Source organism: Caulobacter sp. GW821-FHT09B08 (assembly GCF_059418225.1).
In genome coordinates, this window is the sequence record NZ_JBWKPL010000007.1 from 203,941 (window position 1) to 225,447 (window position 21,507).

The 21,507-nt window shown below is 68.0% G+C and carries 23 protein-coding genes; 10 read left to right on the plus strand and 13 right to left on the minus strand.

The genetic code is table 11. From position 1 onward, the window contains the following. Positions 1-6 precede the first annotated feature (6 nt). The gene (locus AC07OA_RS19700) at positions 7-636 is read right to left on the minus strand and encodes a TetR/AcrR family transcriptional regulator (protein WP_494665511.1); all 630 of its coding nucleotides are present in this window, start codon (positions 634-636) and stop codon (positions 7-9) included. A gap of 279 nt (positions 637-915) precedes the next feature. On the opposite strand from AC07OA_RS19700, the gene AC07OA_RS19705 reads away from it, so the two are divergent. Both AC07OA_RS19705 and AC07OA_RS19710 read left to right on the plus strand, forming a co-directional pair. Continuing rightward, on the plus strand, positions 916-1,740 hold the full coding sequence (locus AC07OA_RS19705) for a UDP-2,3-diacylglucosamine diphosphatase (RefSeq protein ID WP_494665512.1): 825 nt from the start codon (positions 916-918) through the stop codon (positions 1,738-1,740). After that, a complete protein-coding gene (locus tag AC07OA_RS19710; protein ID WP_494665513.1) occupies positions 1,740-2,831 on the plus strand; it encodes a glycosyltransferase family 4 protein in 1,092 nt (363 codons plus the stop codon). Before AC07OA_RS19705 ends, AC07OA_RS19710 begins: the two co-directional genes overlap by 1 nt. Positions 2,832-3,165: 334 nt before the next feature. On the opposite strand, the gene AC07OA_RS19715 is transcribed toward AC07OA_RS19710, so the two are convergent. The 7 genes from AC07OA_RS19715 to phnC all read right to left on the minus strand — a co-directional run bounded on the left by AC07OA_RS19715 (position 3,166) and on the right by phnC (position 10,118). Then, positions 3,166-3,441 (minus strand): hypothetical protein, encoded by a 276-nt coding sequence (locus AC07OA_RS19715; RefSeq protein ID WP_494665514.1) that lies wholly within the window; start codon positions 3,439-3,441, stop codon positions 3,166-3,168. 5 nt (positions 3,442-3,446) lie between these two features. Further along, entirely contained in the window at positions 3,447-4,742 is a 1,296-nt protein-coding gene (locus AC07OA_RS19720; RefSeq protein WP_494665515.1) for a hemolysin family protein, read from the minus strand. Between the two features lie 113 nt (positions 4,743-4,855). Then, positions 4,856-5,899 carry a substrate-binding domain-containing protein gene (locus tag AC07OA_RS19725; RefSeq protein WP_494665516.1) on the minus strand — a complete coding sequence of 348 codons (1,044 nt, stop codon included), beginning with the start codon at positions 5,897-5,899 and terminating at the stop codon, positions 4,856-4,858. 92 nt (positions 5,900-5,991) lie between these two features. Continuing rightward, positions 5,992-7,278, minus strand: a complete 1,287-nt coding sequence (locus tag AC07OA_RS19730) for an OprO/OprP family phosphate-selective porin (protein WP_494665517.1) — start codon at positions 7,276-7,278, stop codon at positions 5,992-5,994. Positions 7,279-7,439: 161 nt separating this feature from the next. Then, a complete protein-coding gene (gene phnE, locus AC07OA_RS19735; RefSeq protein WP_494665518.1) occupies positions 7,440-8,258 on the minus strand; it encodes a phosphonate ABC transporter, permease protein PhnE in 819 nt (272 codons plus the stop codon). 7 nt (positions 8,259-8,265) lie between these two features. Further along, complete coding sequence (gene phnD, locus AC07OA_RS19740; protein ID WP_494665519.1) at positions 8,266-9,309, minus strand: phosphate/phosphite/phosphonate ABC transporter substrate-binding protein; 1,044 nt, start codon at positions 9,307-9,309, stop codon at positions 8,266-8,268. Further along, positions 9,306-10,118, minus strand: coding sequence for a phosphonate ABC transporter ATP-binding protein (gene phnC / locus AC07OA_RS19745; RefSeq protein ID WP_494665520.1), 813 nt, complete (start codon positions 10,116-10,118; stop codon positions 9,306-9,308). The genes phnD and phnC overlap by 4 nt, the downstream gene beginning before the upstream one ends. A 294-nt stretch (positions 10,119-10,412) precedes the next feature. On the opposite strand from phnC, the gene AC07OA_RS19750 reads away from it, so the two are divergent. From AC07OA_RS19750 to AC07OA_RS19775, 6 genes are all read left to right on the plus strand, one after another. Next, complete coding sequence (locus tag AC07OA_RS19750; protein ID WP_494665521.1) at positions 10,413-11,684, plus strand: type III PLP-dependent enzyme; 1,272 nt, start codon at positions 10,413-10,415, stop codon at positions 11,682-11,684. 188 nt (positions 11,685-11,872) lie between these two features. Beyond that, complete coding sequence (locus AC07OA_RS19755; protein WP_494665522.1) at positions 11,873-12,925, plus strand: 1,9-bis(guanidino)-5-aza-nonane synthase; 1,053 nt, start codon at positions 11,873-11,875, stop codon at positions 12,923-12,925. Between the two features lie 60 nt (positions 12,926-12,985). Then, complete coding sequence (locus AC07OA_RS19760) at positions 12,986-13,759, plus strand: acid phosphatase (protein ID WP_494665523.1); 774 nt, start codon at positions 12,986-12,988, stop codon at positions 13,757-13,759. A gap of 205 nt (positions 13,760-13,964) precedes the next feature. Next, a complete protein-coding gene (locus AC07OA_RS19765; protein WP_494665524.1) occupies positions 13,965-14,249 on the plus strand; it encodes a hypothetical protein in 285 nt (94 codons plus the stop codon). A gap of 67 nt (positions 14,250-14,316) precedes the next feature. Next, positions 14,317-16,236 (plus strand): PEP/pyruvate-binding domain-containing protein, encoded by a 1,920-nt coding sequence (locus tag AC07OA_RS19770; protein WP_494665525.1) that lies wholly within the window; start codon positions 14,317-14,319, stop codon positions 16,234-16,236. Positions 16,237-16,285: 49 nt separating this feature from the next. Then, entirely contained in the window at positions 16,286-16,768 is a 483-nt protein-coding gene (locus tag AC07OA_RS19775; RefSeq protein ID WP_494665526.1) for a transcriptional repressor, read from the plus strand. A gap of 210 nt (positions 16,769-16,978) precedes the next feature. On the opposite strand, the gene AC07OA_RS19780 is transcribed toward AC07OA_RS19775, so the two are convergent. The 3 genes from AC07OA_RS19780 to AC07OA_RS19790 form a co-directional block, all read right to left on the minus strand. Continuing rightward, positions 16,979-17,245 (minus strand): hypothetical protein, encoded by a 267-nt coding sequence (locus tag AC07OA_RS19780; RefSeq protein ID WP_494665527.1) that lies wholly within the window; start codon positions 17,243-17,245, stop codon positions 16,979-16,981. Positions 17,246-17,250: 5 nt separating this feature from the next. Further along, complete coding sequence (locus AC07OA_RS19785) at positions 17,251-17,502, minus strand: hypothetical protein (protein ID WP_494665528.1); 252 nt, start codon at positions 17,500-17,502, stop codon at positions 17,251-17,253. 152 nt (positions 17,503-17,654) lie between these two features. After that, entirely contained in the window at positions 17,655-18,335 is a 681-nt protein-coding gene (locus AC07OA_RS19790) for a Crp/Fnr family transcriptional regulator (RefSeq protein WP_494665529.1), read from the minus strand. A gap of 221 nt (positions 18,336-18,556) precedes the next feature. On the opposite strand from AC07OA_RS19790, the gene AC07OA_RS19795 reads away from it, so the two are divergent. Then, a complete protein-coding gene (locus AC07OA_RS19795; RefSeq protein WP_494665530.1) occupies positions 18,557-18,748 on the plus strand; it encodes a hypothetical protein in 192 nt (63 codons plus the stop codon). Between the two features lie 37 nt (positions 18,749-18,785). Beyond that, complete coding sequence (locus AC07OA_RS19800; protein WP_494665531.1) at positions 18,786-19,733, plus strand: thioesterase family protein; 948 nt, start codon at positions 18,786-18,788, stop codon at positions 19,731-19,733. A gap of 299 nt (positions 19,734-20,032) precedes the next feature. On the opposite strand, the gene AC07OA_RS19805 is transcribed toward AC07OA_RS19800, so the two are convergent. Both AC07OA_RS19805 and AC07OA_RS19810 read right to left on the minus strand, forming a co-directional pair. Continuing rightward, positions 20,033-20,389, minus strand: a complete 357-nt coding sequence (locus AC07OA_RS19805) for an ankyrin repeat domain-containing protein (RefSeq protein WP_494665532.1) — start codon at positions 20,387-20,389, stop codon at positions 20,033-20,035. 4 nt (positions 20,390-20,393) lie between these two features. Then, positions 20,394-21,302 (minus strand): alpha/beta fold hydrolase, encoded by a 909-nt coding sequence (locus AC07OA_RS19810; protein ID WP_494665533.1) that lies wholly within the window; start codon positions 21,300-21,302, stop codon positions 20,394-20,396. Positions 21,303-21,507: the final 205 nt, after the last annotated feature.

Below are 21,507 nucleotides of genomic sequence, written 5' to 3' on the forward strand. Positions count from 1 at the left end.
TACCCCTCAATCCGGCCAGAGATCCTGCACATCCCCCTTGCGGTTCAGCATGTGCGTGGCGCGCTTGATCAGCATCAGCAGCCGTTCCCGCCGCCCGTCGCTGTCGTAGGTCAGGGACGCCCGCGCCAACCCCTCCAGCATGAACCGCGCCAGATCCCGGCTCGCCTGGAACCTGGGCCCCGCGCCGGCGTGGAGGATCTTCAGGAAGTGATCGCCCGCCTGGGCGCGGTCGAACTCGGCCTGGGCCGGGGCCAGCAGGGCCTGGACGGCGGGGTCGGTGCGGCCGGCGGCTTCCAGTTCGGCGAAGGCCAGGAACGGCACCGTCTGCAGCAGGTCCCAGTAGCTGTCGATGGCGTGCTCGGTCACGTCGCCGCCCGGCGGCAGGGTGTCGGCGGCGGCGCGGAACAGGGCCGAGCGCTCGGCCTGGACGTGGGCCACGGCCGCCTCGACCAGGGCCTCGCGGGTGGGGAAGTGGTAGAGCATCGCCCCGCGCGTCAGCCCCGCGGCGTCGGCGATCACCGGATTGGTCGCGGCGTGATAGCCGATCTCGGCGATCAGCTTCATCGCGCAGTCGAGAATCCTCGCCCGCGTCTTCAGCGACTTCGGCGTATCCTTGGCGAGGCGGGCGGCGTCCATGGTTCTGATCTAGTGAAAGCGATGCTGCACCGCAACAGCCCAGGCCAGCCCGAGCTTGGCCTTATGGGGCAAAGATTTGCCCGATGGTGAAATTCCAGGCGTTGGTGCGACGCGGCGCCGCGCCCGGCGCCTCGTCCGTTCCCGTCCGGTTTCACGAAAGCGACATGCAATCAGCTTAATCGGCGGCTCTACGCGCCCCTGCGGAGATGTTCAGGCGGCGCGGCTGGTCCGGGGGGACCGGCCCCGGAAACGCCGACCAGAACCGCCGGAGGGGCTAGCATGGTCACCGACACCGAAATCCGCAGCTATCGCTCGATCTTCATCAGCGACATCCACCTGGGCACGCGCGGCTGCCAGGCCGAGCTGCTGCTGGACTTCATCCGCCACGTGGAATGCGACAAGCTGTACCTGGTGGGCGACATCGTCGACGGCTGGAAGCTGCGCAGCGGCTGGTACTGGCCCCAGAGCCACAACGACGTGGTCCAGAAGATCCTGCGCCTGGCGCGCAAGGGCGTGGAGGTGATCTACGTCCCCGGCAACCACGACGACCGCGTGCGCGACTTCTGCGGCACCCACTTCGGCGGGGTGGTGGTGGCGCGCGACGTGATCCACGAGGCCGCCGACGGCAAGCGCTACCTGGTGGTGCACGGCGACGAGTTCGACGGGGTGGTGCAGCACGCCAAGTGGCTGGCTTTCCTGGGCGACTGGTCGTACAGAACCATCCTGATGCTGAACACCTTGCTCAACAGGGCGCGTCGCAAGATGGGGTTCGGCTACTGGAGTCTGTCCGCCTTCTTGAAGGTCAAGGTGAAGAACGCCCTGCAGTTCATCGAGAATTTCGAGGCCGCGGTCGCCGACGAGGCCCGTCGGCGGGGCGTGGACGGCGTGATCTGCGGCCACATCCACAAGGCCGAGATGCGCGAGATCGACGGCATTCTCTATGTGAACGACGGCGACTGGGTGGAAAGCTGCACCGCGCTCGTGGAACATATGGACGGACGGCTCGAAATCCTGGAATGGTCCAAGCTTAGGTCCTGGTCGGTGATCGACCGGGCGCGGGCGCTCGTCATCGAGCCCCCCATTGCGGAGCCTGCCGCCGCCTGATGCGGATACTACTCGCCACAGATGCTTGGGAACCGCAGGTCAATGGCGTGGTTCGGACCCTCACCAAGGTGATGGCCGAGCTGAAAGCCATGGGCCACGAGGTCGACGTCGTCAGCCCCGACCAGTTCCCCACCTTCCCGCTTCCGACCTATCCGGAGATCAAGCTGGCCATCGGCGCCTACGAGCCGGTGATGGAGCGCTTCAAGTCGTTCGAGCCCGAGGCGATCCACATCGCCACCGAGGGTCCGATCGGCCTGGCCGCCCGCCGCATCTGCCTGGAGTGGAAGCTGCCGTTCACGACCAGCTACCACACGCGGTTCCCCGAATACGTCTCGGCGCGCCTGCCGCTGCCGCTGTCGGCCGGCTACACCTACATGCGCTGGTTCCACAAGCCTTCGGGCCGACTGATGGTGGCCACCCCCACCATGCGCGACGAGCTGATCCGCCACGGCTTCCGCAACATCTCGCCCTGGACCCGGGGCGTGGACACCGACATCTTCAAGCCGCGCGAGCCGGGCGATCCGGACGTGTTCGAGGGCCTGGCCCGGCCGATCTTCCTCAATGTCGGCCGCGTGGCCGTCGAGAAGAACATCGAGGCCTTCGTGGGCCTGGACCTGCCGGGCACCACGGTGATCGTCGGCGACGGCCCCCAGCGCGAGGAGCTGGCCGAGAAATATCCCAACGTGGTGTTCGCCGGCGCCAAGTTCGGCGAGGAGCTGGCCCGCTACTTCGCCTGCGCCGACGTCTTCTGCTTCCCGTCGCTCACCGACACCTTCGGCCTGGTGATCCTGGAGGCCATGGCCGCCGGCGTCCCCGTGGCGGCCTTCTCGGCCCCGGGGCCCATCGACATCATCCCGGGGTCGGGCGCGGGGGCCTTGGCGCCTGGGCAGACCGACGGGCTGAAGGAGGCGTGCCTGGCGTGCCTCGACATCGACCACGCCGTGGTGCGCAAGTTCGCCGAAGGGTTTTCTTGGCGCGCCTGCGCCGAGGAGTTCTACAAGAACCTGCAGCCGTATCCGGAGCCGGAAAAGACGCGGTTCTGGCGGCGGCTGCGCAGGTTGGCGCGGTTGCGGCGTAGGCCGGCGGCGTAAGACTCCGCCACGGGACACTTGCCCCCTACGGATCGCTTCGCGATCGTCTTCCCCCATAGGGGGAAGAGTTCGCAGTGGCGCGGCTCCGCCCCCTATGGGGGCGGACAGACGGCGAAGCCGTCAGGTGGGGGCAAGTGGGCGAGCCACGGCAGTCGGCTTGGTTTCCTTCTCCCCTTGCGGGAGAAGGTGTCAGCGAAGCTGACGGATGAGGGGTCTCTCAAAAATCAAAGCCGCGACAAGCCGAAAGGCCGGTCGCGGCTTTTGTGTTTATCGACCCCTCACCCGACCCCACTTCGTGGGGCCACCCTCTCCCGCAAGGGGAGAGGGGAGCGAACTATTTGAGATCTCGAACAGCCAGATAGGCCTCCTGCTCTGCCGCCTCTTCGTCCGAGTAGACGTAATCGTCGAGCCCCTGGACCGGCACATACTCTTCGTAGCCGAGCCGTTCGTTGCGCAGCCGCGTCGCCTCGTTCCATGAGGAGGCCCGCAATTGGAAGGCCATTCGCAAGCCAGGCATCAAGGTCGGCCTCAAACGATCGTTGTGCTCGTTGACCCGCCCGAACTCGCCTCCGTCTTCGTTCTCCCAGTACTCGTGCAGCAACGCGGGCACGCCCCCTACTCCCCCTTGCGCACGCACCGCAGGATCAGCTTGTCGATCCTGGACCCGTCCATGTCCACGATCTCGGCGTCGAAGCCGTCCAGGGGCACGATCTCGCCTTCGCGGGGGATGCGGCCCAGGCGGTCGAGGATCAGGCCGGCCACGGTGTGGTAGCCGCCCTCGGCCTCGAAGTTCTCGCCCAGGGCGTCGTTGAGGTCCTGGATGTCGACGCGGGCGTCGACCAGCCAGGTGCCGTCGTCGCGGCGCAGGATGCGGGTCTCGGTCTCGTCGTGGTCCTCGGGGAAGTCGCCGGCGATCATTTCCAGCAGGTCCAGCGGGGTGATCACCCCCTGGATCGAGCCGAACTCGTCGACCACCAGGGCCATGTGCAGGGCGGTCTGCTTGAACACCGCCATGGCCCGCAGCAGCGACATGGTCTCGGGGATGGCGATCGGCTGCTGGACGTGGCTCTTGAGGTCGATCGCGTCGCCGCCGAGGCAAGCGTCCAGCAGGTCCTTCTTGAGGATCACGCCGATCTCGCCGTCCAGGTCGTCCTGGCTGGCCACCACGATGCGCGAATAGGGGCAGGCGCGGATCTCGGCCAGGATCGTCTCCTGGGTGTCCGACAGCGAGATCCAGAAGAGGTCGCGGCGCGGGGTCATGGCCACGCGAACCGGGCGGTCGCCCAGGCGCAGGACCTCGTTGATCATCGCCCGCTCCTCGGGCTCGATCAGGCCGGCGTCGGCGCCTTCGGCCAGGACCGTCTCGACCTCCTCGGCGGTGATGTCGTTGGTCCGCTCGTCGCGCACGCCCATCAGCTTGAGGATGGCGGCGGTCGAGGCGGTCAGCAGGGTGACGAACGGGCGCAGCACCGTGGCCACCACGGCCAGGAACGGCGACATGCGGCGGGCGATGGCGTCGGGAAACAGCAGGGCCAGGCGCTTGGGCACCAGCTCGCCCAGGATCACCGAAACATAGGTCAGGCCGATGACGACGATGGTGGTGGCGATGGCCTCGGAGTGGATCCCGATCACCGGGAAGGGCTCGAGCCACTTGTCCAGGGCGCCGGCGATGGTGGCCTGGCCGTAGGCGCCGGCCAGGATGCCGATCAGGGTGATGCCCACCTGCACGGCCGACAGGAACCGGGTGGGGTGTTCGGCCATGGCCAGGGCCAGCTTCGCCCCCCTGTCGCCCCGGTCGGCATAGGTCTGGAGCCGGGCGCGGCGGGCCGAGACCACCGCAAGTTCGGACATGGAGAAGACCCCGTTCAACAGAACGAGGAGCAGGACGACGGCGAGCGCGAGGAGGATCATGGTCCCTTGCAGGGTGAAGCGGCCGGGCAGGCCGCGATCAGACCACTATACAAAAGAAAACGCCGCGGCCCACCAGGGACCGCGGCGCTGTCTCTAAAGCTTGCGAATTCGGCTTATTGAGCCGGACGCGCCATCGCCGTCTTGTTGGCGGCGACTTGCTTTTGGGCGTCGTGCTGACCGGGGGGCAGCGGGATCAGACCGCGGCTCTGCAGGTAGCCGCCACGACCGGTCGCGGCGTCGGAGGTGAACTCCTGCACGAACTCGGCCAGGCCCGGCGTCACGCCGATGTTGGCCTTCTTGACGTAGATGAACAGCGAGCGCGACAGCGGGTAGGAGCCGTCGGCGATCGACTGGGCCGAGGGACGCACGCCGTTGACCGAGGCGCCCTTGATCTTGTCCATGTTCTCTTCGAGGTACGACCAACCGAAGACGCCCAGCGAGCCGGGGGTCTTGGTCAGGGTGCCGACGATGGCGTTGTCGTTCTCGCCGGCGTCGATCCAGCCGTCGTTACGCAGCGGGTCGACCAGCGACTTGAACTTCTTTTCGTTGTCCGAGCGCAGGGCGTCGGCGGTCGGGAACTTGCGGGCGCCGGCCTCGATGGCCAGTTCCACGAAGGCGTCGCGGGTGCCCGAGGTGGGCGGCGGGCCGTAGACGTTGATGCGGTTGCCCGGCAGGCCCGAACCGATTTCGTCCCAGGTCTTGTACGGGTTGGCGACGAACTGGCCGCCCTTCAGCACTTGCTTGGACAGGCCCAGGTACAGGTGCTCGGTCTTGAAGTTGTAGTCGGCGCCGTCCTTGTCGGTGGCGACGACGATGCCGTCGAAGCCGATCTTGATGGCCACGATGTCCTTCACGCCCTTGGCGGCGCAGGCGTCGAATTCCGACTTCTTCATCGGACGCGAGGCGTTGGCGATGTCGGGGAAGCCTTCACCGGCGCCCGAGCAGAACAGCTTGATGCCGCCGCCGGTGCCGAGGCTTTCGACCTTCGGAGCCTTCTTGCCGGTCTTCTTGGCGAAGTTTTCGGCGGTGCGGGTGGCGAACGGGAACACGGTCGAGGAACCGGCGGCCCACACGTAGTCGCGGGCGGCGTGAGCGGGGGCGGCGGCGAGGCCCGACAGGGCGACGGCGGCGGCCGCGCAGGAAAGCAGCTTCTTCATGGAGGACTCCTGGAGTCTCTGGAGCGTTTACGAAAGAAGAGATCGGGCCGACCTGCTCCCTCTTTCAAGGGATGGGGCCGGCCCGGTTGGTCTTAGAAGTCCAGCTGGGCGCGCAGCTGGAATTGCTTGATGTCCGTGCCGCGGTTGGCGACGACCGGATCGACCGAGCCGTCGGTGTAGTTGGCTTGGAAGCGGACATAGGCGGTGGGGTAGTAGTTCACGCCCAGGGTCCAGGCGGTGTACTTGCCCGCGTCTTGCGACAGGGTCTTGGACGCCGTGGTCGAGGCCGAGGAATAGGCCTCGGTCAGGTCGGCGTAGTCGTAGCGCAGAGCCAGTTCCACGCCGCCGAAGCCGCCGGCGGTGATCGGGTTCAGGATCTTCGGACGCTTCACTTCGCCGGCGACCGGATCGTAGTTGCGGGTCTCGCCCGTCGGCCAGAAGCTGACGAAGGCGTAGCCGACCTTGACGTCCGGGTTCGAACCCGGGGCCGTGGTGGCCAGACGCTCGACGGCGATGTTCGAGTACTCGCCCTGGATCGAGAACGGACCGTGGATCCACATGCCTTCGGCGGCGACGGTGGTGTCGCGGTCACCGATGGCGCCGGTCTTGTAGTACAGACCGCTGGTGCCGTAGTTGGTGTCGGTGCGGCCTTGATAGTTGAAGGCGCCTTCGTTGCCGTGGTTGCGATAGCGACCCGAGACGGCCAGGTGGACCTTGTCGGTGTCGGTCAGCAGCGGGGCGTAGTGGAAGCGGCCCGTGAAGCCCAGACGCTCGTTGGAGTTCTGGTTGGTGTTGGTGGCCGACGAGGTGTTGTTGATGTCGGCGCTGTTGATGCTGTCGCCCTGGACGGCGCCGGTGACGCTCCAGTTGGGGCCTTGCACCTTGCCCACGACGCTCAGCAGATAGCTGTCGACGCCGAAGTCACCGTACGGACCGCGGTCCATGAAGGTGGTGAAGCGGGTCGAGGTCAGGTTTTCCAGGCCGGTGGCCTTGACGTTACCGATCAGGATCGAGGTCATTTCGGTCGGCTTGACCTCGATGACGACGTCGTCCCACGACGGCGAGCCGCCGTTCACCCAGCCGCCTTCGGCCTTGTAGGCGATGTAGTTGTTCAGCTTGCCTTCGATGCCGATGAACACCTGGCGGCCGCGGATGTTGCTGGTCTTGTAGTCGGTCGCCGTGCCTTCGCGGTCCACGTCCTGGAACACGCCGTCGACCAGGATCCGGCCACGGACCTTGAAGTAGACGTCGTCGTTCGACCATTGCGGCGCGCCCTTCCAGGCGGTCGTGTTGTCTTGCGCGTGAGCCGCGACGCCGAGGCCGCAGGCGAGCATGACGCCCAGCGCCGCGCCGCTGACCAGCGAGGTCTTGATCCGCATGTGAGAATTCCCCTTTGAGGCTTTGCCCCCCGCCCGTTCGTCCGGGTCAGGTAGGAGCGCTTTACGGGGCTCTCGTGACGGTTCCGCCACGCTTGCGTGACAGCCTTATGACAAGCCTTTTCAGGATGTTAATTGTTGCCCGAAGGCCACATGAATCTCGCCTAGAGCAGCCGTGTGCGGATGATCTGCGACAGCATGTCGATCATCGACACCGCCACCACGATCACCAGCACGATGCAGCCGGTCTGGTCGAACTGGAAGGCGTTGATCGAGTCGAACAGGATCTGGCCGATGCCGCCCGCCCCGATGATGCCCAGGACGGTGGCGGCCCGGGCGCTGCTCTCGAAGCGGTAGAGGGCGTAGCTGGTCCACAGCGGGGCCACCTGCGGGATCACGCCCCAGACGATCTCCTGCAGCTTGACCGCGCCGGTGGCGCGCACGCCCTCGACGGGCCCCTTGTCGATCGACTCGACGGCCTCGGCGAACAGCTTGGCCAGCACGCCGCCGGTGTTGAACATGATCGACATGACGCCGGCGAACGGCCCCAGGCCCACGGCGGTGATGAAGATCAGGGCCACCACCAGGTCGGGGATCGAGCGGATCAGGTCCAGCACCCGGCGCACGGGCTGCTGGATCCAGACCGGGGCGATGTTGCGCGCGCCCAGCAGGCCCAGCGGGATGGCCACGATGATCGCCAGGGCCGTGCCCCACAGCGCCATCTGGACGGTCTGCCACATCTTGCCGATGAACAGGCCCCAGTCCATCGACAGGAACAGCGTCAGGTCGGTGAACGGCTTGAAGAACAGCTGGGCGAACGCCCCCGTCCGCTGGGTGTCGGTGAACAGCTGCGGGAACTTGTCGATCTCGGCCGGCTTGAAGCTGAGGATCAGCAGCAGGATCACCCCGCCCCACAGCAGGGAGTCGAAGGCCAGGGCCGAGGTCGAGCGCTTGGGGGGCGCCGGGATGGCGGATTCGCTCATGGACGCCTCAGTTGGCGGGCGTCGGAGCGACGCCGGCCTTGCCCTCGGCGACCACGCGCTGGGCCTTGATGTCGTCCAGCGCCTTCTGGGCGGCGGCGACCTTGGCCGCGTCGCCGGCCTCGCGGGCCAGGCCCAGGGTCTCGGTGGCTTCCATCTCGCGCACGGTCAGCAGGTGGGTGTCGTCGGCCGGCTTGAAGCCGCCGATCGACAGCTTCTTGAGGTTGGCGCGCTGCTGGACGGCCTCGGGCGAGTCCCCTTGGGCGTAGGTCAGGAAGAACTGGCGCAGCTTTTCCTTCACGACCGGGTCCAGGTCCTTGCGCCAGACGATCGGGTCTTCCGGCAGGGTCGGCGATTCCCAGATCACCCGGATCCTGTCGGTCACGCCTTCGCCGCGGGCCTTGGAGAGGTTGATGGCGGTGGAGTTGTTGGTCGCCGCGTCCAGCTTGCCGTTGGCCACCGCGAACAGGTTGGCCTGGTGGTTGGCGCTGATCACGGTCTTGAAGCAGTCTTCCGGCTTCTTGTTGGCCGGGATGAAGACGTAGGTCATCGGCGCCAGGGTGCCCGAGGTCGACTTCTTGTCGCCGATGCCGAAGTCCAGCGTCTTGTCGCACTTCAGCAGGTCCTGGACCGTCTGGATCTTGCTGGAAGCCGGCACGATGATCACCGACTTGTAGCCGTCCACGCCCGAGGGGTCGAAGGTGCGGGCGAAGACCTGGCCGTTCGAGCGGCGCACGGCCTCCAGGCCCGACTGGTTGGAGAACCAGCCCAGATCCGTCTGCTTGGCGCCCATGGCCACGATCAGCGACGAATAGTTGGACGAGAAGAACGGCTTCACCTTCAGGCCGGTCTGCTTTTCCATGTCGGCCAGGATGGGCTTCCAGTAGCCCTCCATGTTCTGGGCGGACTCGGTCGACAGGATCGAGAAGGTGACGGTGTCCTGGGCCGCCGGGGCGGCCTTCTTGTCGGAGCACCCGGCCAGGGCCAAAACCGAGACAAGGCTCGCGGCGGCGAGGCTCACGCCGGCGACGGCGGCGAAACGGCGGCTGATCATTGCGGGGCTCCTTCCCAGAACACGTCCTCGAATTCCGGGCCGTAGATATCGATGAGTTTGTCGCGGCCCAGGCCGCTGGCCGGGCCGTCATAGACCTTCTTGCCGGCCTTCAGCGCCACCACCCGATCGCAGTAACGCAGGGCGTAGTCGACCTGGTGCAGGGTGACGACGACGGTCAGGCCGTCCGACTTGTTCAGATCACGGAGGATCTCCATGACCTTGCGCGCCGAGACCGGGTCGAGCGAGGCGACCGGCTCGTCGGCGAGGATGATCTTGGCCTTCTGGACCAGGGCCCGGGCGATGGCGCCGCGCTGCTGCTGGCCGCCCGACAGGGTGTTGGCGCGCTGGCCGGCATAGTCGGCCACGCCGACGCGGTGCAGGGCGGCCATGGCGGCCTGGCGGGTCTCGGCCGGCCAGGCGCCAAACAGGCCGCGCACCGTCGGGATGCGGCCCAGCGAGCCGAGGGCGACGTTGGTGAACAGGCTCAGACGTCCGACCAGGTTGAACTGCTGGGCGATGAAGCCGATGCGGATGCGCGCCTTGCGCACCTGGTCGCTGACCTTGCCCTTGGCCTGGACCGGGCCGCCGAAGGCGGTGATCGTGCCTTCGCCGCCGTGTTCCTTGCTGGGCGCGTCGATGGTCTGCAGCCCGTCGATCGAGCGCAGCAGGGTGGACTTGCCCGAGCCCGACGGACCGATGAGCGCGATCATCTCGCCACGACCGACGTCGAGCGATACGGCGTCCAGCGCCCGGCGCGACCCGAAGGTCTTGGAGGCGGCGCGGATCGAGAGAACAGGGTCCGACGTCATGGTCGGGGCGAATCCTTAACGAGGTTTTCAGCTTCGGGAAATGCGTTCGTCGGTTTGGGGCACGGACGCAACGGATTTGTGACGGCGCTTGGATCAATTCACCGGCCGGGCGAGCGGGCCGGGGAACGAAAACTGCACAGGAAGCCTTGCCGGAGAAGGCTTGGAACCCCGCGTCCAAAAGACTCTTTACATCGCCGGGGTATGACCCTATTTCGCTCGCTCCGGCGGACCCGAAGTCCTCATAAGCGCTGCTAACGCCGGCCTGGGTTTAACTTCTGCAGGGGTCTACGTGAATTGCACACGTACCATACTCCCCTGGACCTGGTCCGTGAGCGGTCACCGGAACGTCCCGTCGCACTTGTGCGACCCGACGCGGTTTCCGTAGCGGCGCGCTGGTTCCAGGCTGAATTCAAGGGCGATGTCTTTTACGCGGTGAAGGCCAACCCTTCGCCGTGGGTGATCCGCGAGCTGGCCGACGCCGGCGTGCGGTCGTTCGACGTCGCGTCCCTCAACGAGATCGAGCTGGTGGCCGAGCAGGCCCCGGGCTCGCGCATGGCCTTCATGCACCCGGTCAAAAGCCGGGTGGCGATCTCGGCCGCCTATTTCGATCACGGCGTGCGGACCTTCTCGTTCGACACCCATGAGGAACTGGCCAAGATCCTGGACGCCACGGGCCAGGCCAAGGACCTGAACCTGATCGTCCGCATGGGCGTGCAGGCCGAGGGCGCGGCCTACAGCCTGTCGGGCAAGTTCGGCGTCGAGCCGCACAACGCTCCGGACCTGCTGCTGGCCGCCCGCCGCTCGACCCAGGACCTGATGGGCGTGTCCTTCCACGTCGGCAGCCAGTGCATGCGCCCCACCGCCTACCAGGCGGCGATGGCCCAGGCGTCTCGCGCCCTGGTCCGCGCCGGCGTTCTCGCCGACGTCGTGGACGTGGGCGGCGGCTTTCCGTCGATCTATCCGGGCATGGTCCCGCCCGACATGAGCGAATACCTGGCCGCCATCGACCGGGGCTTCGCCGACATGATGGTGCACGAGACCACCGAGCTGTGGTGCGAACCCGGCCGGGCGCTCGTCGCCGAGGCCTCGTCCCTGCTGGTCAAGGTCGAGCTGAAGAAGGGCGACGCGCTCTATCTGAACGACGGCAGCTACGGCTCGCTGTTCGACGCCGCGCACATGAAGTGGCCCTTCCCGGTCAAGGCCTATCGCAAGAACGGCCCCAATGGCGGTGAAGTCGTGGACGAGGGTCTGAAGCCCTTCCGCTTCTACGGCCCCACCTGCGACAGCGTCGACCACATGCCCGGCCCCTTCTACCTGCCGGAAAGCGTCGACGAGGGCGACTACATCGAGATCGGCATGCTGGGCGCCTATGGCGTGGCCATGTCGACCCGCTTCAACGGCTTTGGCGAAACCGACACCATCGAGGTGCAGGACGCGCCGATGGCCTCGATGTACGGCCTGGCCAAGCGCTCGATCCCCACCCCGCGTCCCGAGACCGAGGAGCGCAAGATCGTGCGCTTCTCGCGTCCGAAAGGCGCGGCGGGCAAGAAGCGCCGTCGCCGGTAAGGGGCGGCGGTAAAAATCCGTCGCTAAGTCGTCTTAGTTCGCCACTAAGACGCGTTCTGAGTTAAACGCGCCATGCCCGGGGTCACCGACCTCGGGCATGGTTTCGTTTCCATTCCCCCGTCGGTCGCTCCGTCCCGGCGAAGGGCTTCCTTCAACGACGGGCGTCCAAAGTCAGGGAAACCGAAGCGATGAACGCGCCCGTTCCGAACAGCCAGAAGGCCCAGCTCCTCCAGAACGTGGTCGAGCACATCGACATCACGTCCTTCGACGCCCGGCCGATCATCGACTCCATGCGCAAGATGTCGTTCAGCTCGCGCGACACCGCCCGCGCGGCCGACATCTTCAACATGGCCCTGGAAGACCAGGGCTGCTCGCCGTGGCTGATCCTGGCCGGCTCGACCTCGGCCGGCGGCTGCATGCACGTCTACCGCGACATGGTGAAGAACGGCATGATCGACGCCGTGGTCGCCACCGGCGCCAGCATCGTCGACATGGATTTCTTCGAGGCCCTGGGCTTCAAGCACTATCAGGCCGCCGGCCCGGTCGACGACAACGTGCTGCGCGACAACTACATCGACCGCATCTACGACACCTATATCGACGAGGAAGAGCTCCAGAACTGCGATCACACGATCCTGGAGATCTGCAACCGCCTGGAGCCGCGCGCTTACTCGTCGCGCGAGTTCATCTGGGAGATGGGCAAGTGGCTGAGCGAAGGCAACGCCAAGAAGCCCGGCTCGCTGATCCAGACCGCCTATGAAGAGGGCGTGCCGATCTTCTGCCCGGCCTTCGTCGACAGCTCGGCCGGCTTCGGCCTGGTCAAGCACCAGAAGGAACGCATCGCCGCCAAGCAGCCCTATCTGATGATCGACGCGGTCGCCGACTTCCGTGAACTGACGGACATCAAGATCGCGGCCGGCACCACGGGCCTGTTCATGGTCGGCGGCGGCGTGCCCAAGAACTTCGCCCAGGACACCGTGGTCTGCGCCGAGATCCTCGGCGTCGAGGCCGATATGCACAAGTACGCCATCCAGATCACCGTGGCCGACGTGCGCGACGGCGCCTGCAGCTCCTCGACGCTGAAGGAGGCCGCCAGCTGGGGCAAGGTCAACACCACCTACGAGCAGATGGTGTTCGCCGAAGCCACCACCGTGGTGCCGCTGATCGCCTCGGACGCCTATCACCGCGAGGCCTGGAAGGGCCGCGAGAAGCCGCGCTGGAACAAGCTGTTCGGCAAGTAGGCTTGATACGGACAGGCTGAGAATGCAGGGTCCCCGAAGTTGCTTCGGGGACCCTTTTTCATGCGCGTCTGGTTGGTGATGGGGGCTCTGGGTCTGGCGCTGGCGGGGTGCGCGGGGGCCGATCATCCGGTCACGGGGCGCTATCTGGCCAAGGGCGCCTATGACGGCCGCAAGGCGGTGCCGCCGCCGCCCGCCGCCGGTTCGCGCGAGGCCGAGCGCGACCGCGCCGTCTTCCTGGCCACCCGCAGGATGAAGGGCGACGCCCGGTGGGCGATGGCCCGGAACGACGCCAGGAAGGCCCGCCTGCTGGCCGATTTCGGCTGCGCCCTGGGCTTCACCCCCAGCCGCGAGACCACCCCGCGCCTGGTCGCCCTGCTCAAGCGGGTGCGCCACGACGCCCGGGCGGCCGTGTCCGGGCCCAAGCGGCTCTACGACCGCAAGCGGCCCTATGAGACGCAAGGCGGGCCGATCTGCGTGCGCAGCGGGGCGATCACCGCGCTGACCTCGGACTATCCGTCCGGCCACGCCACCTGGGGCTGGACCGTGGGCCTGATCCTGGCCAAGGCCCAGCCCGGCCGCGCCGACGCCGTCCTCGAACGCGCCCGGGCCTATGGCGAAAGCCGCGTGGTCTGCGGCGTGCACAACGCCTCCTCGGTGGAAGCCGGCCGCGCCAACGCCACGGCCCTGGTCGCGGCGCTGGAAACCTCGCCGGGGTTCCGGGCCGACCTGGCGGCGGTGAGCGCGGAGATGGACGCCGCGCGCGCGGCGGGGCCGGCGCCGGATGCGGACCAGTGCGAGGCCGAGAGAGCCCTGCTGGCGACGCCGTTGAGCTGAACCCCTTGCCCCCTTCGGGCCTCCGGCCCTCCTTCCCCCGGAGGGGGAAGAGGACGGTTCGCGCTGGCGTCCTCCGCCCCCTGCGGGGGCGGACAGACCGCGAAGCGGTCAGGTGGGGCAAGTGGGTATCCTTTTAAACCCTTGATGGCGACACCGCGAGGCGCCACACCCTGACGTAAGAAACTCGAGAATGATGGTTCAGGTCGTGAATTTTACAAAGGAGGACGGCCGGAAAATCCTGCTCGTCCTGGCCACCAACTGGCTTAGCAGCACGCTTCTCGCCGCCTTGCTCCTGGTCCTGTCGAAGCGGCATTTCATCGACACCTTCACCACGGTCTTCGCGATCTGCTGCGGCGCGGTGATCGTGGCGCTTGTGGCGAAGAAGGATCTTCTTTCCACCCTGCTGATGCTGGGCGGCGCGGTGATCCTGTTCGCCATGACCGTGGTCGCTCATTCGGCGCTGTTCCCTCCGGACGTGGTCCCGATCTGAACGATCGACCGCCCGGCCTCGACTCCCCCACCCGCCACGCTAAGCTCCACCGAAGGTTGGAGCCGACATGACCCGAGCCGCGCGTTTCCTGTTCCTGGCGATGGCGTGCCTCGCCGTCCTGGCGCCCCGCCCTGCCCGCGCCGACGAGCGCTCCGTCCCCGACATCACCAGCGCCGCCCAGTACGAGACCCTGGCCCGCACCGCGCCCGGCGGGCGCTATTTCAACACCCCGCAGCTGATGTTCGTCATCGACCGCGCCGACCGGAAGGCCGACCCTGCCGGCCGCCTCTACTTCGTCAACTCGAAGAAATACGACTTCCACATCACCTTCGTGCAGCAGACCTACCTCTCCAACCGCCCGGTCGAGGCGCTGATCGACGCCAACTATTCCAAGCCCAATCGCCGCTTCACCTTCGGCTCGGTGGTCTATTATCCGGGCCTGAAGCGCTACGGCGTCGAGTTCTTCGAGGGCGACGCGGTGGACGCCGCGGTGCTGACCGAGGCGATGAAGACCCTCCAGGCCCACTTCTTCGCCCCCCTGGCCTTCAAGCCAAACTCGCGCCAGCAGTATGAGCTGGCCACCACGGTCGGCGGACTCCAGATCATCGACGGCTCGGCCGCCTACGGCTCGCGCGAGGTGCTGGTGCTCAACCCCGGCAAGGCGGTCGGCCGTCTACGGATCGTCGGCGAGATCACGCCCCAGACCGACCTGCGACCGGACGATATCGTCATGCTGGACGTGCCGCCCGTACAGCTGGAACCGGTGGCCGGGATCATCACCACCGCCTTCTCCACCCCGCTCAGCCACGTCAATCTGCTGGCCAAGAGCTGGGGCGTGCCCAACGCCTATCGCCGCGACGCCAAGACCGCCTTCGCCGCCCTGGACGGCCAGGTGGTCGTGATGACCGCCAAGGCCGACACGGTGACCCTGCGCCCGGCCACTCCCGCCGAGGCCAAGGCCGCCGCCGCCAAGGCCCGGGGCGCGGTCCAGATCCCCAAGGCGGACCTCGCCTATACGGGCCTGCCGAGCCTCGCCGAGCAGCGCCGGAGCGACAGCGTGCGGGTGGGCGCGAAATCGGCCAATCTCGGCGAGGTGACGTTCAAGGCCGCCCGGGCCCGCTACACCGACTTCTCCGTGCCGCCCGGCTTCGCCATCCCCTTCTCGGCGTATGACCGGTTCGTGAGGGCCAACGGCCTCGATAAAAAGATCGACGCCCTGCTGGCCGATCCGGCCCTGAAGGCCGACCGCGCCGCCCGCCACGCCGCCCTGGCCAGACTGCGCGCCGCCTTCGCCGCCGGCACCATCGACCCGCTGCTGATGGAACAGGTGAAGGCCCGCCGCGCCGCCGTGATCGGCCCCGGCGGCGTCTTCGCCCGCAGCTCGACCAACGCCGAGGACCTGCCCGGCTTCAACGGGGCGGGCCTCTATACCAGCGTGCCCAACGTCACCACCGACGCCCAGCTGGCCGACGCGATCCGCACGGTCTGGGGCTCGGTGTGGAACGACACCGCCTTCGAGGCCCGCGAGGCCGCCCGCATCGACCACCGCGCCGTCAAGGCCGCCGTCCTGGTCCAGCAGGGCATGAACGCCGAGGCCTCGGGCGTGATGATCACCGAGAACCCCTTCGACGCGGCCGAGCCCGACGCGGTGTTCATCAACGCCAAGAAGGGCCTGGGCATGCGGGTGGTCGAGGGCAAGCGGGTGGCCGAGCAGCTGATCTATCACGGCCAGACCGACGGATCGCTGCAGGTGCTGACCCGCTCGTCCGACGACACCATGCTGACGTTCGACGAGCACAGCGGGGTCCGGGAGGTGAAGATCGAGGAGGGCCGCTTCGTCCTGACCGACGGCCTGGCCTTGCGCCTGGCCAAGGCGGGCCTGGCCATCGACGCCTGGCTGGGCGGCGGGGCGCAGGACATCGAGTGGCTGACCATCGGCGAGCGGCTCTACGTGGTGCAGGCCCGGCCGTACCTGCGGGGGCACTGATCGGGGACGCGCGCTTGCGCCACGTCGCCCGCGCCTCTACCTCTGGGCCATGGCCCATGCCGCTTGCGACCACGATCATCACCACCACGGCGTCGCCGGACAGGCCCTCGCGGCCGAACTGGCCGCCGCCGAGGCGCGCTGCGTCTCGGCCGACCAGCGCCTGACCGCCCCGCGCCGCCGGGTGCTGGAGCTGCTGCTGGAGGCCGGCCAGCCGGTCAAGGCCTACGACCTGATCGCCAACTTCGCCGTCGACGGTCCGCCCGCTAAGCCGCCCACGGTCTACCGGGCTCTGGACTTCCTGGAGAAGCAGGGCTTCGCCCACCGCATCGAGAGCCTCAACGCCTATGTCGCGTGCCGCAAGGAGGCCGACGGCCACGCCGCCGCCTTCCTGATCTGCGACTGCTGCGGCGCCACCCGCGAGATCGAGCCCAAGGCCAGCGCCGAGATCATCGCCGCCGGCGCCGCGGCCGGCTACGCCCTGACCGGCGTGACCATCGAGGCGCACGGGCTGTGCGCGGACTGCAAGGGCTGAGAACTCAGGCCGCTCCACGTTCGGCCATCGAGCGTACACGCCCTTACTCTTAATCCGTCATTCCCGCCCTTGTGGCGGGAACCCCTCTCTACGCCGCAGGTGAGGAAGGGTGGCGCGCCAGCGCGCCAAGGCAACGCACTTGCGGGCTGAACCAGGGGTTCCCGCCACAAGGGCGGGAATGACGGCGGTAAAGAGAAGGCGCCTCCGAGCCTACCGACCGCCTCCGAAATCCAGCGCCCGCAGACGGGCGATCCGCCGCTCCAGGGCGCGGATCTGGCGCGCGCGTTCGACCTCGGCGGCCACGACCGCCTGGGCGCGGTCGATGTGCGCGGTCTTGCCCAGCACATAGGGCTGGCCGACCTCGCCCATCCCGACCACGAACGGGCGGCCGAACGGCGAGACGCGCACGCGGGCCGGCGCGACGCCTTCGGTCAGGACGCGCCGCGTGATCCAGACGTCGAGGAGCTCCTCGTCCATCGCGCTTAAGCGGCCGCGAGCCAGGCCTGCAGGCTGTTCAGGGCACGGATGTCGCGTCCGTCGGACCGCGCGCCGGCTTCCAGATTGTCGATCAGGGCGCCGATCATGATCGAGGCCTCGCGGGAATCGCACGGCTGGTGATCCAGGATCACGCACTCGGCTTCCATCATCAGCGGCGCGCCGACGCCGCCGTCCCGGTCCTCCTCGGCATAGCGACGCAGATAGTCGGAGGCTTGCGAGAAGGTCATCTGGGTCAAGGTCTGCTTCGCTCCTGGCGACCCTGCCGGCCGCTCCGCATCACGCCGGACCGGCGCGCGAAACATCCCTACACTTCAACATATTATGTCGAAATGCGACTTATGATCGCTCATCGAGACACTTAAGGTCGAGTTCGACAGGCCGGCGAGCCTTAAGCCTCGTCATCCTCGGCCAGCCGGTCGAATTGCCGGCGCACCACCGTCGCGCATTCGCAGGCGGCCTTGGCCAAGCCCGCCTCGTCGAGGATTCGCACGGCGCCGCGACTGTAGTGGATCAGCCCCCGTTCCTTGAGGCCGTTGGCCAGGGCGCTGACGGTGGTGCGCTGCACGCCCGTCATGACCGCCATATACTCCTGGGTCAGCGGGAAACTGGCGCTGCCGGTGCGGTCGGACGTCATCAGCAGCCACCGGGCCAGGCGCTGCTCGGCGGTGTGCAACAGGTTGCAGGCCGTGAACTGCTGGGCCTGCAGCAGGTTGGCGTGGATGTGCTTCATCAGGTGGTGGGCCAGGGTGTGGCTGACCTCCAGTCGCCGGCGAAGCGCCGTGGCCGACAGGCGCAGCGCCGACCCGCCGATCTGGGCGAACATGCGGCTCTGCACGGGCACCTCGGCGACCGCGTTGACCAGCCCCACCCCGCTCTCGCGCCCGACCGTACAGCTCTCGACCGACCGGCCGTCGGACATCACCGTGACGACCGAGATCACCGCCGTGCTGGGGAAATAGACGCTCTGGGCCTCGTCGCCGATCTCGTACAAGACCTGGGCGGGCGCCAGGGAGACTTCGGTCAGGTCTGGCAGGATCGCGTCGCGGTCGGCGTCGTCGAGTCCCGACAACAGGAAATTTCTGAACTTCACGGCGCGCGACGTCCTGCTGAATCACACGCCTCTCATCTTGCCCGAGCCCTTTTGTTCAAAACAAGAACCTTTCTCGGAAGCTTCCGGTTTTACACGCCTGCGTTTCAATTATTGTGTTGCATATGGATATTGAATCGACGAACTCGACATATAGAGTTTCATATCGTCACAACACCTGAGGCTGAGTGTCGACATTCGAGTTGTCCCCCGAGCCGGCCCACGCCGTCGCGCCGACGATCCTGGTCGTCGAGGGCGAAGTCGTGATCGTGGGACCGGGGGCGATCGCCTATTCGATGACCCTCGCCGCGGCGGCGGAGATGGCCGAACGCCTGACCCGCGCCCTGGCCGAGGCGGACGAAGGACGATTGCCGTCGTCCCGCGAACCCCGCTAGGCTCGAACGACCGTTCCACCGCCGCCGAGACACCGCCATGACGCCTTCCGAGACCTACCCCGGCGTCGAGATCTGGCGGGGCGGCGTGAACACCTGGGACTGCGACGAGATGGGGCACATGAACGTGCGCCACTATGTCGTGCGGGCCGTCGAGGGCCTGGCGGGACTGGCGGCCGAGCTGGGCCTGCCGCACGCGTTCTCGCCCTACGCCAACGCCACCCTGGTGGTGCGCGAGCAGCACATCCGCTTCCTGCGCGAGGCCCACGCCGGGGCGGCCCTGCACATGCTGGGCGGGGTGATCGAGATCTCCGACACCGAGGCCAGGCTGCTGCAGCTCTTGGTCCACACCGCCACCGGCCAGCTGGCGGCCACCTTCCAGACCACCGTGGCCCACGTCACCCCGCGCGAGGGCGAGCCCTTCCCCTGGCCGCGCATCGTCCACGAGCGGGCGGCGGCCCTGAAGGTCGAGGTTCCCGAGCAGGCCCGGGCCCGCAGCCTGGACCTTTCGCCGTTCGAGACCACGGCTAGTCTCGCCCGCGCCGAGGAGCTCGACCTGCGCCGCATCGGCCTGGGCGCCCTGTCGCCGACCGATTGCGACGTGTTCGGACGAATGCGCGCCGAGCAGTTCATCGGCCGGGTCTCGGACGGCATCGGCGCCTTCATCGGCCCGTTCCGCGACACGGTGGTCGAGCACGCCGAGCACAAGCCGGCGCGGATCGGCGGAGCGGTGCTGGAATACCGCCTGGTCCAGCTGGCCTGGCCCCGCACGGGCGACCGGGTGGAGCTGCGCTCGGGCCTGGTCGGGACCGAGGGCCGGGCCATGAAGGTGGTCCACTGGATGCTGGACCCCACCACCGGCCAGCCCTGGGGCACCTCGGAAGCCGTGGCCATCACCTTCGACCTGGACGCGCGCAAGGTGGTGGCGATCAGCGACGCCGCGCGGACGGCGCTGGAGGAAAAGGCGGTGAAGGGGCTGGGGCTGTGACCCCGTCCGAACAGCGCCCACGCCTCCACCTCAGGCTGGCCAGCGGCTGGCAAGCCGGTCTTCTGGCCTTCCTCATCACCGTCGTGCTCCTTCTGATCGCCTTTGCGATCGTTCAGCGCTGGGGGCCGTTCACAATCCTGCTGGCCATTGCTGCCGCCATGTTTCTGCGCGGCCAACTCCTGCTGCGGCTATGGCGACGGGATTGCGATCACTCGTACTGGGCTTCAAGCGGGCGGTGGGTCTATTTCCGCTCGAACTGCCCTGATCGGCGATGCGAGACTTGCGACGGATCGCGATAGTCAGAGCCGCTCCATCAGGTCCCCGTGCCCGGCCAGCATGGCCACTTCCAGCGCGGTCTGGTCCCAGTCGTTCTTGGCGTCGAGGTCGGCGCCGAGGTCCAGCAGGGCGTCGATCACCGCCGCGTGGCCGGCCGCCGCCGCGTAGTGCAGGGCCGTGAAGCCCCGGTCGCCGGGCAGGTCCAGGGTGGCGCCCAGGCGGACGAGATCGCGGACGTCGGCCGCCTGGCCGGTGCGGGCGGCCAGGTGCAGCAGGGCGTCCTTGGCCGTGCCGAACGTATCGGGACCGTCGATGGCCACGCCCGCCATCTCCGGATGGGTGGCGTAGCGCGCCGCCAAGTCCGCGAAGGTCCGCGCCACAGGCCTAGCCCGCCGCCATTTCGAAGATCGCCTCGCGGGCCAGGTCCGGGCGCTCCATCGGCAGGAAGTGGCTGGTTCCGGGAACCGTCTCAACCCGGATCAGCCGGTTGCGGCGCATGATCCCCGCCCCGTCGCCGACATGGGCGGTCGAGCCCTTCTCGGCCTTGAGCAGGCGCGCCGGGCAGCGCAGGCGCGACATGGCCCGCCACGGGTCGTGGGCCTGGGCGCAGTAGTTGGAGGCCTCCCAGGCGGGGGCGCATGCCAGCTCGACCTGGCCGTCCTCGCGGTCGACGAAGCCGCCGCCCACATAGTCGGCCAGCATGGCCTCGGGCCAGGTCTTGAAGGCCCCGCGCCCGCGATAGGCGGCGAAGGCGGCCTCGCGGCTGTCGAACACGGCGCGGCGGCGCAGCGCCCCCTGGGCGATGGGCAGTCGCCGCCACAGGGCGCCGGAGGTCCAGGGCATGTGGGCGTAGAAGGCCATGGCGCGGGGCATGACCACCGGGTCCAGCATCACCAGGCCCCGCACCGCCTCGGGGCGGGCGGCGGCCGTCAGCAGGCTGACGGTTCCGCCCATCGAGTGGCCCGCCAGCACCACCGGACCCTGGTCCAAGGTGGTCAGCAGGGCCAGGAGGTCGTCGCGCAGGTCCAGCCAGTTCTTGCGATGGTCGGGATCGGCCGCCAGGCGGCTGGAGCCGTGGCCGCGCTGGTCGACCGCCAGGATGCGCAGCCCCGCCGACAGCGGCGCCAGGAGGGCGCGGTAGGTCTGGCCGTTGAAGCCGTTGGCGTGGACGAAGACCACATCCACCGGCCGGTCGTCCGGCCCGAACTCCAGCGCCGCCATCTCGCCGGCCCCGGCGCGGCTGGCGATGGGGATGAAGCGTCGGCGAGGGTCACGGAAGACGGCCGCGTCCATGGCGATAGGCTCCTGCTGCGGTCGCTGGAGCCTAGGTTAGGCGCGACGGAAGCCGTTGGGGAGTCCGCACTTGCCCCCACCTGACCGCTACGCGGTCTGTCCGCCCCCATAGGGGGCGGAGCCTAGGTCAGCGCCGCGCGGCTCTTCCCCCTATGGGGGAAGACGACCGCGCAGCGGTCCGTAGGGGGCAAGTGCTCGGTCGCCC

Excerpts from the sequence above, each read along its gene's own strand:
- AC07OA_RS19770 (WP_494665525.1), top strand. The coding sequence starts at position 14,317 with ATGACCCGAGCCGCGCGTTTCCTGTTCCTGGCGATGGCGTGCCTCGCC.
- phnD (WP_494665519.1), bottom strand. The coding sequence starts at position 9,309 with ATGATCAGCCGCCGTTTCGCCGCCGTCGCCGGCGTGAGCCTCGCCGCC.
- AC07OA_RS19775 (WP_494665526.1), top strand. The coding sequence starts at position 16,286 with ATGGCCCATGCCGCTTGCGACCACGATCATCACCACCACGGCGTCGCC.
- AC07OA_RS19755 (WP_494665522.1), top strand. The coding sequence starts at position 11,873 with ATGAACGCGCCCGTTCCGAACAGCCAGAAGGCCCAGCTCCTCCAGAAC.
- phnC (WP_494665520.1), bottom strand. The coding sequence starts at position 10,118 with ATGACGTCGGACCCTGTTCTCTCGATCCGCGCCGCCTCCAAGACCTTC.
- AC07OA_RS19710 (WP_494665513.1), top strand. The coding sequence starts at position 1,740 with ATGCGGATACTACTCGCCACAGATGCTTGGGAACCGCAGGTCAATGGC.
- AC07OA_RS19780 (WP_494665527.1), bottom strand. The coding sequence starts at position 17,245 with ATGGACGAGGAGCTCCTCGACGTCTGGATCACGCGGCGCGTCCTGACC.
- AC07OA_RS19730 (WP_494665517.1), bottom strand. The coding sequence starts at position 7,278 with ATGCGGATCAAGACCTCGCTGGTCAGCGGCGCGGCGCTGGGCGTCATG.
- AC07OA_RS19760 (WP_494665523.1), top strand. The coding sequence starts at position 12,986 with ATGCGCGTCTGGTTGGTGATGGGGGCTCTGGGTCTGGCGCTGGCGGGG.
- AC07OA_RS19725 (WP_494665516.1), bottom strand. The coding sequence starts at position 5,899 with ATGAAGAAGCTGCTTTCCTGCGCGGCCGCCGCCGTCGCCCTGTCGGGC.
- AC07OA_RS19705 (WP_494665512.1), top strand. The coding sequence starts at position 916 with ATGGTCACCGACACCGAAATCCGCAGCTATCGCTCGATCTTCATCAGC.
- AC07OA_RS19720 (WP_494665515.1), bottom strand. The coding sequence starts at position 4,742 with ATGATCCTCCTCGCGCTCGCCGTCGTCCTGCTCCTCGTTCTGTTGAAC.
- AC07OA_RS19700 (WP_494665511.1), bottom strand. The coding sequence starts at position 636 with ATGGACGCCGCCCGCCTCGCCAAGGATACGCCGAAGTCGCTGAAGACG.
- AC07OA_RS19800 (WP_494665531.1), top strand. The coding sequence starts at position 18,786 with ATGACGCCTTCCGAGACCTACCCCGGCGTCGAGATCTGGCGGGGCGGC.
- AC07OA_RS19810 (WP_494665533.1), bottom strand. The coding sequence starts at position 21,302 with ATGGACGCGGCCGTCTTCCGTGACCCTCGCCGACGCTTCATCCCCATC.
- phnE (WP_494665518.1), bottom strand. The coding sequence starts at position 8,258 with ATGAGCGAATCCGCCATCCCGGCGCCCCCCAAGCGCTCGACCTCGGCC.